The following is a 14,451-nucleotide window of genomic DNA, read 5'->3' as shown; positions in this document are numbered from 1 at the left end:
CCGAAACGTGTTCCATGGGTGTTACCCATCCTACGGATTGTTCTGTTATAAAACAGCCCGAGGTGATTTTTCTATTTTGTTATGAGTAACTCGTTGGCCATTGCAGCGGTCACTACCACATTGCAGTCTCTGATTAACCATGGTCTGCGCAATGTGGTAGATAGTGCGACGGTGACGGCACAGACCCTGGAAAAGTCTCAGGGCAATGGTGATAGTAATCGGGTGAATCTGTTGCTCTACCATGCGATGCCTAAGCTTGAGCTGGGCCACCAACAGCCGATCCATCCCAGAGCGAAGGTGAGAACGCCGCAGAAAACTGCTGTTGCCCTGGATCTTTATTATTTAGCGGTAGCCTATGGGGAAAATGGTAGCGAGGCCAAAAGCCATGGGTTGTTGGGGCGGGTGATTCAGTTTTTGGCGGATGGCATCACCCTGCACCCAGACGAGATTGAAATCGCGACCGCAAGAGAATTCCCAGATAGCGATTTACATCGACAGATTGAAAAGATTCAAATTACGCCTGTGGCCCTGGACTTTGAGGATATGTCGAAGGTGTGGCAGGTGTTACAACATCCCTATCGGCCCTGTATCGCCTTTAAAGTCGCCGTAATTATGATTGATACCGGTGGGTTGCCAGCGGGAGCAATGCCCGTATTAAACCGCAGTGGTGTGGAGGGTGGTCCCTTTGTCATACCGGGACTGCCGCCCCAGATTACCGGAGTGATTTTGCCCCAACGACAGCCCAGTGCGCGGCTGGGGGATCGGGTGATGATTCGGGGAGAACATTTTGATGGGGAAGCGGTGACGGTGCAGCTGCGCCATCCGTTGTTAGAAGAGGCGATTGAGCTAGTACCTGAGGTGTCACCCACTTCGGCGGAGATTGTGTTGCCCCCCGAGGCCCGACTGGCCGGGTTTTGGACCGTGGCGGTGGGGGTGGTGCGGGCGTCCAGTGCGATGCGAATTAGCAATGAGTTTCCCTTGGCAGTGGCCCCCACCATTTCAGAATTGGATCCGTTGGAAATCTCGGCGGGGAATTTAACCCTGTCGTTGAGCTGTAGGCCAGCGGTGCATCCGGAGCAGCGGGTGATGTTGATCTGGCGAGATCGCACCATTGCGCCTTATGAAATCTCCACGGACGACGATAATCCAGGGGCATCTCGCCTCACCTTTCGCATTCGAGAAATGACGCCGGGGGACTATCCGGTGCGGTTACGGGTGGATGGGGTGGATAGTTTGCCGGTGGATGTGGCGACGGTGCCGCTGCGGATCGATCCATTGCAGCAGGTGAGGGTGACTATGCCATGAGCAGCTGGGCGGAACAGAATCGAGCCTATCTATTAGCGGTGTGTCGCGGGTTGCGGCTGCGGCTGCGGCGGGCCATTGGAGAAGATGCCATCACGCCGGAAATGCTGGAGGAAGCAGAAGTGGCCATTGCAAAAGCGGCGGCGATGGATCCGGAACCGGCGGCGTTGGAGCTGGGCTATCGGTTTAATTTGACCGACCTGGATCTGGGCATTTTGCTGCTGTGTGTGGCCATGGAGGTGGACCCGCAGATACCGGACCTGTGCGATCAGGCCCAGGGGAATCGGGGTTGGGCGTTTCCCACCTTTGCTCTTTGTTTTAATTTGTTTGATCAGGTGCAGTGGGATGTGATGACGGTGGATGCGCCGCTGCGCTACTGGCGGTTAGTTGAGCTGCATTCTCCCCAGCCGCAGCCGTTGCCGCAGACGATGCTGCGGGCGGATGAGCGAGTGGTGAATCATATTATGGGCTCGGCGGGGTTAGACCATCGGCTAGAAGGATTGGTGACGCCCTTGGGTCGCGGTGCGGTGCGGCTGTCGGCCAGCCAGCGGGCGGTGGTGGAAGCGCTGGGTGAGCGGTTGGCGGGGACGGAGCGAGGCCAGGCTTTGCCGGTGGTGCAACTGTTGGGAATGAGTGAGCCGACGAAGGTGTTGGTGGCGCGGGCGGTGGCGCGGGGCTTTGGCATGGGGCTGTATTGTTTGATGGGAGAGTTGATTCCGACAGGAGATACGGCGTTTACGGAGTTTTTGCGGCGGTGGGAACGGGAGACGTTTTTGTCGGCGGTGGCGCTGTATGTGGATACGCAGGAGCTGGGGTCTGATAGCTCAGGTCGGGTGGCGTTGCGCCGGTTTTTGGCGGGCTGTAATGGGTTGGTGTTTGTGGATAGTCGGGAGGTGCGGTTGCCGACGCATCGGGTGGCGATCGTGCAGGAGGTGGGGAAGCCGACGGCGATGGAACAGAGAGAGGTTTGGGAGGATATGTTGGGTGAAGGATCGGATGAGATGGCGGGGGTATTGGCGGGGCAGTTTTGTTTGAATGTGTCGGAAATTGAAGAGATAAGTAACGAGTATCGAGTAACAAGTAACAAGTTGGGGGAGGAAATTCAAAGTACTCTGCGAGAAGAGCACAGCTCTACAAAAATCAAAATTCAAAAAGAAGAGGAAACAGTTCAAAATTCAAAGTTCAAAATTCAAAATTCAGATACTCCATCACCCCATCACCCCATTACCCCATCACCCCTTCTCTGGAATGCCTGCCTCAACCGTACTCGCCCAAGATTAGAATCCCTGGCGCAGCGGGTTGATGTGAAGGCTACCTGGGATCAGTTGGTGTTGCCGGATGAGGCGATGGGGATTCTGCGGCAGATTGTGGATCAGGTGCGGTTGCGGTCGCGTGTGTACGACGACTGGGGTTTTCGGGAGCGGATGAATCGGGGGTTTGGGGTAAGTGCGATGTTTGCGGGGCCGAGTGGGACGGGGAAGACGATGGCGGCGGAGGTGATTGCGAATGAGTTGAACCTACACCTTTATCGGATTGATCTGTCATCGGTGGTGAGTAAGTATATTGGGGAGACGGAGAAGAATTTGCGCAGGTTGTTTGATGCTGCCGAAGAAGGTGGGGCGATTTTGTTTTTTGATGAGGCGGATGCGTTGTTTGGGAAGCGCAGTGAGGTGAAGGACAGTCATGATCGGTATGCGAATGTGGAGATTAATTATTTGTTGCAAAGGATTGAGGCGTTTCGGGGGCTGGCGGTATTGGCGACGAATTTGCGGGGGGCGTTGGATGATGCGTTTTTGAGAAGGCTGAGGTTTTTGGTGGAGTTTCCGTTTCCTTCTCGGGAGTATCGGGAGATATTATGGCGGAAGGTGTTTCCGGTGGGGTGTGTTAGTGAGGAGATGGATTATGGGGAGTTGGGTGGGTTTGATGTGGCGGGGGGGACGATTCAGACGGTGGCGTTGAATGCGGCGTTTGTGGCGGCGGAGAGGGGGGAGTTGGTGGGGATGGGGGATGTGTTGGGGGCGATGAGGGTGGAGTATGGGAAGTTGGGGAGGGTGGTTTACGCATCAGAGTTTCAGTGGCAGGATGTAGAACATAGATCGACGGATTGGGAGCAAACGCAGGAGCAGGAATTGGCAGATGACTGAATCAAAGCAAAGAAAGAGAAGGCAAGTTGAACGACAAGGAATCAAAGGCGAGGAGCGTGGGTTGCAGCTAAGGAATCGCAGACAAAGAACAGGATGCAAGGTAGAGATAAAGAATGGAAGAGGCCACAATTGGAGACAGACACGAGAGCTCCAGGCCAATAATCTACACGAATCAGAGTTCTGGACATCATCCAGACAACCCTGGAAACGTACTTCTACCGATCGTGGTTCATCGATTCCATATCAGCGAGCCACAAAAGAAAAGAACTCTCATAGACATTTTGAAAATTACTATGCCCTAAATGAAATTTTAAGGCAACCGCCAAGGACGCAACTGCCTGAACCAAAGCAGTTAGTGAAGAAAAACACTTTCATCGATTCAAGCGCAGGCGTATTACAAAGATGCTTTGATAAAAATAACCCTGACCCCAGCAAAAAAATCACTATTCAATCGTGTCAACGCCCAGCGTTTTTCCCTGGATTTCCTTGGAATCATGGATGCACGATATTTAAAAATCAAGATGGATCGACAACTTCCCTTAGCTTAGGAAATCCTACTACGGAAACCGAGAACGATTATCTAGAGTGTATAGAAAGTGAAATCAGCTTTGAGCAAGCACGGCAACTGCATGACAGATTGAAAAGCCAAAAGAAGGCATACAATGAGCCACCGGAAGAATATAAGGAGTATCAAGCTGCCGTAAAAATGAAAACGCCGAGACTTAACTATGCTGTCAATTATTCGTTTGTGAAAGGGAATTGCAACAACCACCAACTAGACGCGTATCAGCACGCGGGCCTGAAGGTGCCGACACCGATGATGTACAGGGATACGATGCAGAATATAAGTGCCGACCTATCAACGCAACTTTCGGGGGACATGGAAGATATGCGGAAGCACACAGGCGATCAATTCACTTAATGTGCGGTTGGACCCCCGAGAGCGTAGCCGGCTCGCCGAAAACGGGTCGGGTGCGTCACGGATCCACCTTTAAGGAGGGCAGGAGAGTGATCTGAATTTTGTGTAAGTGGCCTAAGAGCCTAAGAACCGTAGGGTGTGACTCGACGCACCGCATCCAACTTAAAACCGAATGCGTCGATAGATTTCACTGAGGGGAATGTCTACACCTAAGCTATTCAAAAAGATCCCTTGCGCCATGTCTGAATAATCCTTCCATTGCCAAAAATCATTACTCTCCCGAGCAAGATTATGGTATTGCTCAATATAAGGCTCAGTTTGGCTAACCAGCAGATATTCACAAAGACTAGAAAGAGAACGATATTTTCTGAACTTTTCGCCCCGATCATACGCTTCAGTCGACGGCGATAATACCTCAACTATCAATAGAGGATTGAGAATCTCATCCTGGCGATCGCCATTAAATGCAGGTTCGCCACTAATCACCATTAAATCGGCATATGTCCCACACTGATAGTCAGGAATCCAAATTCGCAGGTCGCTACTGTACAGCCTAAAGTCCGTATCTCTTAATAAAAAGCCCAAATAGATCAAAAAATTACTTGCGATCAAGCTGTGTATCTCAGAACCTCCCGACATCGTAAAAATTTCCCCATTTCGGTATTCGTGGCGTTCTGGATTATTTTCTTCCATCGCCCGATACTCATCTAATGTGAGACGAGTTGAGATGACATCGGGGAGCTTAGATTGAGAAACAACCACAATCAGACCTCTTGACTAATTAGCTCTAAACCTATTATCCCCACTGGAATCAATAATTGCCAACTTATACGCACACTTAAAACGCGATCGGCGCTACCCAGCGAGAAGGAGGTTCAATTTTCGACCCACCCCCAGCGACCCATCCAACACCTCACACAAATTGACAACCCGCACAGCGAAATCAAATGACCTATCCGTAATCTGTAATAGACCGTAGGGTGTGACGCGTCGCACCGCTTCCAACCTATCACGCCCCACCACCGATCTCCATCTATCGACCCATTCCATCACCACATCCACCCCAATCCACCGACCATGAATTCTCTCGTCGCCACATAATCAATCGCGCGCGTTGGCGCAATATATCGATGGTGCGTTACGCGAAGCCTCGCTAACACACCCTACGCCATCACCCCAATTGGGAGGATAAATCCCCGGCGCAATAAACTAGGGTGCGTCACCGAGACCGTAGACCGTAGGATGTGACACGTCGCATCGCTTCCAACCCACCCCGCTTCAACACCAATCGCAAAATTTTCCCACCGAACCATCTCCACCCACCGTCAATTAATTCTCTCTTTGGCCCATAATCAATCTCACGCTCTGGCACAACATCCCGAAGGTGCGTTACGCGAAGCCTCGCTAACACACCCTACCGAACTCAACCCCTACCGAATGCTCAGCTTGGCTGGCTTTGCCTTAGCTTTTTCCCACGACCTGACCAATACGTCGCAAAATCTGCAAAATTTCACACAGTTCCTGATCAGACGTCATCGCTGCAAACACTCGCGAGAAGTTATACTTTCCGCCCTGTGAACGAGCCACTTTCACAAATACCGAATTATCATCATTGGTCATCAGCGCAAAACTCGGTTGTTCCGACTGAGGATCGGCCATCAAATAAGCCAGTGTTTGCGGTAATGCCGACCATACCGACAATGCCGTCTTCTTAGATTCCAGCACAACTACCCAAAACTGTTCTTTGAGTACTAACACATCTAACCGCCCCTGCAAAACCTCCTCTGGATCCTCAAGAGTAAGCTGAACCGACTCCTCCGCCTTAAGCCTAAAAGGAGGATCATAAAATCCCGCTAGGGTTAGTAATGGTGAGGCAAACAAGAGCGTTACCGTATTTTCTAATAGCTGTCCCTGGGAACGCTGATATAGATAACGACGACGCAGCTCTGTCAAGCCTGCCCTGTCCATATCAGTGAGCGCGGGGAAATCAGTACACCATTCCTGAAAAAAATTATCTTCCTCTGTCCGACGCAGGCAGAAACGCTGTTCTGCCTCGATCAGGGTAGTAATCGCTTCTGTGATAGCAACTGACATTATTTGGACTATTTCTACTGCTCCATTGTAGCCAATACCCTCAAAATGTTTCGCCAGCACACCCTACCGAACTTTCCTATCAAGGTGATCTATCTGCAATGCTGCGTTACGCTTCGCTAACATGCCCTAATGATTTCAATCGCTAGTTGCGATTATTATGGTGCTACATAGTTTATGTAACCCTAAGCGGTTTATCTGTTTTCATCAGCTTTAGCCCTGTGCGATGTCATAGGCAAATAGCCTAAGGAAATCCAGCCCCATGTTTGAATCCACGCAGCGAAAACGAGACAAGCAGACTCAAACGAAATCCGAGGCAGATAGCTATTGGCTCCCCGTGCAGCAACAGCAAAATGTTAGTGGGACTCCAATGCAGCGACAGGCAGCACTGCATTACGATGTTGATGCCATGCTAGACACCGTATCATCAGAGCAGGATACCGCCGTTCAACGACAAAGCAACGAACAAGCAAACGAAAACCACACCGGCATGCCCGACCGGCTAAAGTCGGGCTTAGAACAGCTTTCCGGCTTTGACCTATCCAACGTGCGCGTTCACCGCAATTCTGCCAAACCAGCCCAGCTAAACGCCCTCGCCTACGCCCAGGGACAGACCATTCACCTCGGTCCTGGCCAAGAAAAACAGCTGCCCCACGAAGGTTGGCACATCGTACAACAAATGCAGGGTCGGGTAAGGCCCACTATGCAAGCTCACGGGGTAGACATTAATGACGATGTTGCCTTAGAACGAGAAGCTGACCGCATGGGAACCGAAGCCGCTCGCGGATAATGATAGTAAACGGTTCCTTGACAGGATAATGCCCATTACCCGGTGACGGCATGAACCCAGATCAAGTGTCTCAAAACGCAGCCTGTATTGATCTTGAACTCACCTGGTTCAGTACCCTGCTAGAGCATCGCATAAAACTATATTTTGAAGGCGAACCACCTCCGGATGACTTATTTGCCATCATCCCACCACCGGAGCTACGTCACAACGATGCGCCTTACGCCACTCTCGTGCAGCAGCTTCATCTACAGCCAGAAGACCGTCTAGTCCTTTGTCTATGCCTGATCCCCCACCTTAAGCCCCATCTCCTCGACACATTTTTTATCCGCAACCAAAACCTTGATCGCGGCTATACCGAATTTGGCGGCCTCACTGGCAATGTCCACAGTGGCTTTCTCCCCACCTGCGAAACTGCTATGTTTTTACTGGCTGGAGATAATCTCTCTGCTCGCTTACGCTACGACAATCTCTTCCAGCCCAAACACATCCTATTTACCCAGGGCATCCTCACCCTGGACTATCCACACCAAAACGAGCCCCCCCTCTGCGCAGCCCTCAACCTTAGCCCTGAGTATCGCCAACAACTCCTCACCGGGCAGCCCTACACCCCTGCCTTTGGTGCCAAATTTCCCGCCCAAGAAATCACCACCGCCTTAGACTGGGATCATCTTGTGCTTAATCCAGCCACCCGCCAGGAGATTGACCATATCCTGGCCTGGGTGCAAAACAAAGATCTGCTGATGGACCATTGGCAGCTAAAACAGCGGATCAAGCCCGGCTATCGTAGTCTTTTCTATGGTCCCCCAGGCACTGGCAAAACCCTAACGGCCTGTTTACTAGGTAAAAAGCTGGGTTTACCTGTGTTTCACGTTGAGCTATCTAACGTCCTGTCAAAGTACATTGGAGAAACTGAAAAGAACTTAGCCAAACTGTTTGATCGGGCCAATTATCATGATTGGATTCTATTCTTTGATGAAGCTGACTCCCTATTTGGCAAACGGTTAGAATCCCAAAGTTCCAATGACCGGGCGGCCAATCAACAGGTTTCATACCTGCTACAGCGCATTGAAGACTATGCAGGTTTGGTCATTCTCGCCACAAATTTACAGTCTCATTTAGACAATGCCTTTGCCCGTCGGTTTCAGTCTATGATTCGGTTTCCCAAACCCAACCCTGAGCAACGCCTGCAGCTGTGGCAAGATACGTTTATCAACAAGCCTTTTAAAGTGGCTAAAGACGTCGATTTTGAAGCATTTGCCCATGAGTATGAGCTAACAGGCGGTAACATTATCAATATTCTGCACTACGCCTGTGTCAAAGCCGTTAATCGTAAACCACAAAAGATCCACAAAGACGATGTGCTCAACGGCATCCAGCGCGAGCTACAAAAAGAAGGCAAGTTAAATGGCTCAGCCTATAGCTCCTGGGATAGCCTGCCCACAGTCCCTAAGAAAAATAGCAATAGCCCAACTGGGAAACCCCTTTGGTTAGGCTCATCGATAACTATGGAATAAGGTTGTTTATATCTAAACAAATGCCACTCGGGTATCAAATATTGATATCCGTCGGTTGCACTAATGTTTGCAGATATTGGATCGCCTCACTGGGCGACAATAAAATAAATTCTCCCTGTCGTAATAGCTCATACTGGCCGCCTCGATACCCATGGGCCGTAATTAATTTCTTTTCCGTTGCTTCAGTGGCGAGCTGATATAGCTGATTAACGCTAATGGAATCCAGTTCTAAGTTCATTTGATTTTTGAGAGGATCTTAACTTTAACAAGTTCAATCTGACTAATGTGATGTCACCGTCATGTAGCAAAAGCCATTAGATAAACGGCTTCAAAAGGATGTTCTTGGTTTATAAGAGAAATCTGAGAACATCCTTAGCGCCTTGGAAATCCTTGAATATTGGCACTAGATAGATTTGTATTACGCTTCCATAGGGCTAAATTCCACATAACGCATCTCTTAATTATGCAGACTTCAATCTTGAAATCAACTCTTTTTCATCAAGCATTATTAACTTATGTCCTAAGTATAGAAATGTATCTTTAACTTCAGAAAATCAATCTTACGGAACATTTGTAACATCGCTGTGTTACAGCGATGTTTCTCCTGCTTAAGTAAACCTTGTTCAAGGAAAAAATACTTTTATATTGAAAACTTCTTGATGTCTTTGCTGTGGACATTGCTATGGATTGATTTTTGTCAATGTTGAGAGATTTAACTTCGAGATCTTTGAAAAAATAAATTTGTTATGGTAGAAACAAGGCTAATGAGAATTTGTCACGCTTTTTTGATGGCTCTGGCCTAAGGGTCAGTTCAGTTGAACTAAAAAGTTTTGCGCTACAGAGACTTATATATTTACAAACGCCCCAAGCATTAATCCCAACGGAGGAGAGCCAGAATGGCATTAGACTACTTTGCCCCCGGTGTTTACGTTGAAGAAGTAGACCGAGGCAGTCGCCCAATAGAAGGCGTTAGCCTGAGTGTTGCCGGGTTTATTGGGTTTACCGAAGATGTTCGGGGCGATGCCGAACTGTTTGAGCCGATGATGATAACAAACTGGGCTCAATATTTAGAATTCTTCTCTAAACCGGGTTCCGACGGATTTACCGACTATGGCGCTTATTTACCCTTCGCGGTGCAAGGTTGGTTTATGAATGGGGGTGGCCGTTGTTGGGTGGTTAGTATTGGCACGCAGCTGCCAGGATCACCCCAACCCACGGCTGCTGATAATGCCACTAAGATGCTGACGTCAAGTGGTAAACCCTCGCTGTCATGCTATCTCAAGGAGAGTTCGTCGGAAGAGGGGGGCCTCCTAGCGTTACCCTCTAGCAGTGGGCGGTTGACGCTTACGGTGATGAATGGCGAACCAAAGCCATTGCCTGACGATGCTCCTGACGATGCAGAACCTCCTATTAATAATGGAGAGTATTTCACGGTAGTGGTGAGCAACGGCAGTGAAGAAGTTGAACGATATGAGCACCTCTCCATGAATCCGGAGGTGGAAACAGCCCTTGCTGACTATGCAGTGACGGCCTTAGAAGCCTCAGAATTTGTCACAATTGAAAATATCTCGCAATCAGGGCAGGCCCTCTCTCGACGTCCGGCCAATGGTTCCTACGAAATTGCGCCACCTCCCTATGTGGGTACTCCCGATCGATTTAATCGCGATCTCCAGGGCAATCGAGATGATCGCACGGGTATTCAGGGGCTATATGAAGTGGATGAAGTTTCCATGGTGGCCTGTCCTGATTTATTGCTGGCCTATGAGAGGGGGCTGATTGATATTGATCAGGTGCATGGTGTCATGGAAATGATGCTTAGCATGTGTGAAAATTCATTCCCTGGACCGGCCTATCGCATGGCGGTGATTGATCCTCCCCCTGTGAAGCCGGGTAAGAGTATGGACCCGGTGGCTCCCAGTCGACAACGTCCAGCGGATGTGGCCAAATGGCTCAGTTTGTTTAATCGTCGTTCCATGTTTGGGACAACCTATTATCCATGGATAAAGGTGGCCAATCCTCGCGATGGTGGACGACCTAAATTGGTGCCTCCTTCCGGTCACATGATGGGTATCTGGTGTCGCACAGATGAATCTCGCGGTGTCTTTAAAGCTCCTGCCAATGAAACCCCGAGGGGGGTGATTGGTCTGGCCTATGAGACCAATATGCGTGAGCAGGAGTTACTCAATCCGCTGGGGATTAACTGTATTCGCAACTTTGCCAGCTATAACCGGGGGCTCAAGGTTTGGGGTGCCCGCACCTTAGTTGAGCCCGACAATGTGCAATGGCGCTACATTAGCGTGCGCAGGCTGCTCAGCTACATTGAAAAGTCCATTGAAATTGGCACTCAATGGGTTGTCTTTGAACCTAACGATCAAGATCTTTGGGCCAGGGTCACCCGCACCGTTAGCAACTTTTTAGAAAGGTTGTGGCGGGAAGGTGCCTTAATGGGAGGCGCTCCAGCAGAATCGTTCTATGTGAAGTGTGATGGTGAACTCAACACCCATGACACAATTATGTTGGGACGTCTCTATGTTGAAGTGGGCGTTTGCCCCGTGCGTCCAGCAGAATTTGTTATCTTCCGCATTAGTCAGTGGGCACCGAATCAGTAGTAGTTTTAAGGCTAATGCTAACTGAGCTGACTGTTTTAACTAGGTATTAAGGCCCCTTAATGCCTAGTTAAAGAAATAGTTCACCTGTAATCCAAGAGAAAGGAGTGATTTTATGGGCGAGTTAGTTAAACCCATTGCCCCCAGTAGTTTTTACCTGGAATTGGCAGGAGTATGTGAAGGGGAAAAGTCCGTATTTAAAAGTGTTACTCTCCCTGACTATACGCCGAAAGTCCAGGGCGGGCAACAGGCCGTGGGGACTACTAAAGGGGGTAAAACCATTTGGCAGGTAAACTCTGCTGGTTTTGAAGGGTTGTTTACCCTTGACTGTGTCACCATTGCCAGTGGTGACGGTGATAGTACCAGTAAAAAACTCTACGAGTGGTTCGAAAAGTGTTTGCCCTCGTCCAATGGTGGTAAGAGTAAGTGGACTGACAATAAGGTAGAAGGCAGCATTACGGCTTATAACACCGATGGAGAGGAAATTGCCCAATGGCAATTTACAGAAGCTTGGCCATCTAAATATAAATGTGCCGATCTCGATGTGACGGCTGATGCTTACATTGAAGAGACCTATACCATTACCTGTGAAAAGTTTAACCGTACCAAATAGTTTAATTAGAGGAAATAATGGTTCAATATCTCACCAATTCTAAGTTTTACTTTGAAATTGATGGTGTTACGTCTTTAGCTGTGAAGACCTGTAGTGGTCCAGAGATTGAAATGGAAGTGGCTGGAGGCGATGCGGCCATTGGGGTAACCAAGGATGCTAAAACCCAAACCCAGGCAACCATTGGTGGTGTGAAATACAACGCTACCGTGACATTAACCTATGTGGCAGGTAATGAAGGCGATCAGAAAAAGCTCTCTGATTGGTATAACGATTGCCACCCAGATACCTTCTCGGGAGGTGCTTCTAAAGCGATGGATAGTCGTAAAACGGGCTCTTTGGTGATTTACGATCCTAATGGTAAGGAGGCTATGCGGTATAACTTTATTGATTTGTTCCCAGGCACCAAAAAACAAATTAGCAGTCTGGCGGTGGATAGTGGCGGTAATTTAGCAGAAGATACGTTAGAACTTTATTTTACTCAAGTTGTACGAGCTAAATAAATCTTGTCCACGTCCAGACCTGGAGTTTTGTCGTAGAGGAACCTCAAGGTTTCAACTGGGATGTGGTTTAGGTTGAATAATTACTGAGCTGTTGTTGATCAGGAGATCGATTATGTTTCCTGAGATTTTAACCAAGGCCAAGTTTTATCTAGAGCTAAAGTTAGATGGGAGTGTGGACTCCACGGATGGTTACTTTATGGAATGTTCTGGATTCCAGAGATCGCAAGATGTGATTGAGATCACTGAAGTCACTCCCCAGGTTTGGGGAAAAGATGGTAGCAGCCATGGTCATGTGGTGCGCTCAAAAATTCCAGGTAACAGTTCTTATCCCAACATTACGCTGAAGCGGGGGCTGACGGTGTCCATGGCCTTCTGGGATTGGATGGATACCATTGGCAGGGGTAACTGGAGTAAGCAACGTCGCAATGGGGCCTTATGTATCTATGGTCAGTCGGGACAAGAACAGTTTCGGTTTGAGTTTATGGGGGCCTGGCCCGTCAGCTATAAAATCTCTGATCTAGATGTCAAAGGAGCAGACCACAATATTGAAGAAGTGGAAATTGTGATGGAATCCCTCAAACGGATAAAAGTCTAATTTTGTAAAACTCACATATTTATTATGTCGACGATTCAACTCAGTAACAACAATATGGGTCTGGCCCCACCCAAGACAAAGCCTTCGCTTCAGCCCATAGACCCACCACCGAATCCTATAATAGAGCCACAAGGAGTTCCAGGTGGTCAAGACAGTCCAGTGGGTCTCCAGTCAGGTCCTCAAACTGAATTTTCCTTTGAATTACCCATTGGTTATGTAGATGTCGTGGGCCAATCCCACCGTCGAGGCATTATGCGTTTGGCCCGTACTGTGGATGAAATTGGACCCATGGCCGATCCACGGGTCCGGGCAAATCCCGCCTATGCCACTGTGATTATTCTGGCCCAGGTGATTTTATCCTTAGGTACCTTGCCGGATGTGAGTCCGGTGGTGATTGAAAATATGTTTGCAGGGGACTTAAATTATTTACAAAATTTCTATCGCAAGATAAATCGTCTTGAAGAGTAAAGTAGCGGTGCTCCCATGACTGACCACAACAAAAAATCCATGACTGGGGCTGAAAATGCGACATTTTTACCTCCCGTAGGGCCAGTGTCTAACCCGACTGGTTTTGTGGCTCCAGTCATTTTGCGAAGTGATCAGCCTGCGGAAGTAAAACAAATGATGGCCCGAGTTGCAGCTCAGTTAGCCCATGATCCCATGGCGATGCAGCAGTTTTGCGATCGCGTCTATCAACTACTTTGTGACGATGTGCGAGCACAGTATGAACGAGCCCATAGTTATAGGAGACGCTGTTAGTTTCAACAGTGTTAGTCTCCAAGGTGCGTCCATAATTATCCATTTTATCCTCAACGGGAGGTGATCGCAGTGGCAACCGACAATAAAACTGTCACATCCAATGCCGCGAACTACGTTACCACCAATCGTTTCTACGTTGAAATCGAAAGTAAAATCACCGCCTCGTTTACGGAATGTAGCGGCCTAGGAGTCCAGGTAAAAAAAGAAATGGTCGAAGAGGGTGGCTTAAACGATCAGCAGCGTGTTTTATTAGGTAAGCCAGACTTTTCAGATGTAACTCTGAAGCGCGGTCTCAGTGAGAACAAAATATTTTGGGATTGGCTCAGCGCATTGTTTCAACCCAGAACCGTGGGAACTAATATCAAAGAGCATCGCCGCAACATTAACATTTTAGTATTTAACCAGGCTGGTACCATTCAACAGTGCTGGACCTTGATTGGGGCTGTGCCCATTGGTTGGCAAGCACCGTCGCTCCAAGCCGATGGTAGTGCTGTAGCCATTGAAGAACTGACAATAACCTATGAAGGATTGAATGTTACCTTTGGCAATGGCGGTGGCGGTGCTACCATTCTCTCCAAAGGTCGTTCTGACACTGGCTATTTTGAGAGTAAGTAACCG

The 14,451-nt window shown here is 48.9% G+C and carries 15 protein-coding genes; 12 read left to right on the top strand and 3 right to left on the bottom strand.

The genetic code is table 11. The annotated features are described in order from the left end of the window. Positions 1-81 precede the first annotated feature (81 nt). Genes QGP82_RS08195 through QGP82_RS08185 form a run of 3 tightly spaced genes read left to right on the top strand, consistent with a single transcriptional unit; the run spans position 82 to position 4,368 of the window. A complete protein-coding gene (locus QGP82_RS08195; RefSeq protein ID WP_499058295.1) occupies positions 82-1,305 on the top strand; it encodes a Pvc16 family protein in 1,224 nt (407 codons plus the stop codon). Beyond that, complete coding sequence (locus QGP82_RS08190; protein ID WP_499058293.1) at positions 1,302-3,446, top strand: ATP-binding protein; 2,145 nt, start codon at positions 1,302-1,304, stop codon at positions 3,444-3,446. Before QGP82_RS08195 ends, QGP82_RS08190 begins: the two co-directional genes overlap by 4 nt. Further along, a complete protein-coding gene (locus QGP82_RS08185) occupies positions 3,439-4,368 on the top strand; it encodes a hypothetical protein (RefSeq protein WP_163671115.1) in 930 nt (309 codons plus the stop codon). The genes QGP82_RS08190 and QGP82_RS08185 overlap by 8 nt, the downstream gene beginning before the upstream one ends. 159 nt (positions 4,369-4,527) lie before the next feature. On the opposite strand, the gene QGP82_RS08180 is transcribed toward QGP82_RS08185, so the two are convergent. Continuing rightward, entirely contained in the window at positions 4,528-5,133 is a 606-nt protein-coding gene (locus QGP82_RS08180; RefSeq protein WP_431732055.1) for a Uma2 family endonuclease, read from the bottom strand. A gap of 693 nt (positions 5,134-5,826) precedes the next feature. Continuing rightward, entirely contained in the window at positions 5,827-6,459 is a 633-nt protein-coding gene (locus QGP82_RS08175) for a type I restriction endonuclease subunit R (RefSeq protein WP_499058291.1), read from the bottom strand. A gap of 259 nt (positions 6,460-6,718) precedes the next feature. Between QGP82_RS08175 and QGP82_RS08170 the strand changes: the two genes are divergently transcribed. Then, on the top strand, positions 6,719-7,246 hold the full coding sequence (locus QGP82_RS08170; protein WP_163670275.1) for an eCIS core domain-containing protein: 528 nt from the start codon (positions 6,719-6,721) through the stop codon (positions 7,244-7,246). A 50-nt stretch (positions 7,247-7,296) separates the two neighbouring features. Next, complete coding sequence (locus tag QGP82_RS08165; RefSeq protein WP_163670273.1) at positions 7,297-8,760, top strand: ATP-binding protein; 1,464 nt, start codon at positions 7,297-7,299, stop codon at positions 8,758-8,760. 34 nt (positions 8,761-8,794) lie between these two features. Here QGP82_RS08165 and QGP82_RS08160 read toward each other — a convergent pair whose 3' ends face one another. Further along, complete coding sequence (locus QGP82_RS08160) at positions 8,795-8,998, bottom strand: hypothetical protein (protein WP_163670271.1); 204 nt, start codon at positions 8,996-8,998, stop codon at positions 8,795-8,797. Positions 8,999-9,656: 658 nt separating this feature from the next. Here QGP82_RS08160 and QGP82_RS08155 point away from each other — a divergent pair. The 7 genes from QGP82_RS08155 (at position 9,657) to QGP82_RS08125 (ending at position 14,448) form a co-directional block, all read left to right on the top strand. After that, the gene (locus QGP82_RS08155; protein ID WP_163670269.1) at positions 9,657-11,369 is read left to right on the top strand and encodes a phage tail sheath family protein; all 1,713 of its coding nucleotides are present in this window, start codon (positions 9,657-9,659) and stop codon (positions 11,367-11,369) included. Positions 11,370-11,481: 112 nt separating this feature from the next. Then, on the top strand, positions 11,482-11,979 hold the full coding sequence (locus tag QGP82_RS08150) for a phage tail protein (protein WP_163670267.1): 498 nt from the start codon (positions 11,482-11,484) through the stop codon (positions 11,977-11,979). A 17-nt stretch (positions 11,980-11,996) separates the two neighbouring features. After that, on the top strand, positions 11,997-12,479 hold the full coding sequence (locus QGP82_RS08145; protein WP_163670265.1) for a phage tail protein: 483 nt from the start codon (positions 11,997-11,999) through the stop codon (positions 12,477-12,479). A gap of 109 nt (positions 12,480-12,588) precedes the next feature. Beyond that, the gene (locus QGP82_RS08140; RefSeq protein ID WP_163671841.1) at positions 12,589-13,074 is read left to right on the top strand and encodes a phage tail protein; all 486 of its coding nucleotides are present in this window, start codon (positions 12,589-12,591) and stop codon (positions 13,072-13,074) included. A 24-nt stretch (positions 13,075-13,098) separates the two neighbouring features. Beyond that, the gene (locus QGP82_RS08135; protein WP_499058288.1) at positions 13,099-13,542 is read left to right on the top strand and encodes a hypothetical protein; all 444 of its coding nucleotides are present in this window, start codon (positions 13,099-13,101) and stop codon (positions 13,540-13,542) included. A gap of 15 nt (positions 13,543-13,557) precedes the next feature. Beyond that, positions 13,558-13,833: a hypothetical protein gene (locus tag QGP82_RS08130; RefSeq protein WP_250565179.1), complete on the top strand. Its 276-nt coding sequence runs from the start codon at positions 13,558-13,560 to the stop codon at positions 13,831-13,833. Between the two features lie 69 nt (positions 13,834-13,902). Beyond that, positions 13,903-14,448 carry a phage tail protein gene (locus tag QGP82_RS08125; RefSeq protein ID WP_431732038.1) on the top strand — a complete coding sequence of 182 codons (546 nt, stop codon included), beginning with the start codon at positions 13,903-13,905 and terminating at the stop codon, positions 14,446-14,448. Positions 14,449-14,451: the final 3 nt, after the last annotated feature.

Source organism: Leptothoe sp. LEGE 181152 (assembly GCF_032906605.1).
Lineage (GTDB): Bacteria > Cyanobacteriota > Cyanobacteriia > Phormidesmidales > Phormidesmidaceae > Leptothoe > Leptothoe turfae.
This window is presented reverse-complemented; position numbering and strand designations above follow the sequence as displayed.

Coding starts and splice junctions, on each gene's coding strand:
- QGP82_RS08165 (WP_163670273.1), top strand. CDS start 7,297: ATGAACCCAGATCAAGTGTCTCAAAACGCAGCCTGTATTGATCTTGAA.
- QGP82_RS08135 (WP_499058288.1), top strand. CDS start 13,099: ATGTCGACGATTCAACTCAGTAACAACAATATGGGTCTGGCCCCACCC.
- QGP82_RS08185 (WP_163671115.1), top strand. CDS start 3,439: ATGACTGAATCAAAGCAAAGAAAGAGAAGGCAAGTTGAACGACAAGGA.
- QGP82_RS08190 (WP_499058293.1), top strand. CDS start 1,302: ATGAGCAGCTGGGCGGAACAGAATCGAGCCTATCTATTAGCGGTGTGT.
- QGP82_RS08130 (WP_250565179.1), top strand. CDS start 13,558: ATGACTGACCACAACAAAAAATCCATGACTGGGGCTGAAAATGCGACA.
- QGP82_RS08145 (WP_163670265.1), top strand. CDS start 11,997: ATGGTTCAATATCTCACCAATTCTAAGTTTTACTTTGAAATTGATGGT.
- QGP82_RS08175 (WP_499058291.1), bottom strand. CDS start 6,459: ATGTCAGTTGCTATCACAGAAGCGATTACTACCCTGATCGAGGCAGAA.
- QGP82_RS08195 (WP_499058295.1), top strand. CDS start 82: ATGAGTAACTCGTTGGCCATTGCAGCGGTCACTACCACATTGCAGTCT.
- QGP82_RS08155 (WP_163670269.1), top strand. CDS start 9,657: ATGGCATTAGACTACTTTGCCCCCGGTGTTTACGTTGAAGAAGTAGAC.
- QGP82_RS08170 (WP_163670275.1), top strand. CDS start 6,719: ATGTTTGAATCCACGCAGCGAAAACGAGACAAGCAGACTCAAACGAAA.
- QGP82_RS08160 (WP_163670271.1), bottom strand. CDS start 8,998: ATGAACTTAGAACTGGATTCCATTAGCGTTAATCAGCTATATCAGCTC.
- QGP82_RS08150 (WP_163670267.1), top strand. CDS start 11,482: ATGGGCGAGTTAGTTAAACCCATTGCCCCCAGTAGTTTTTACCTGGAA.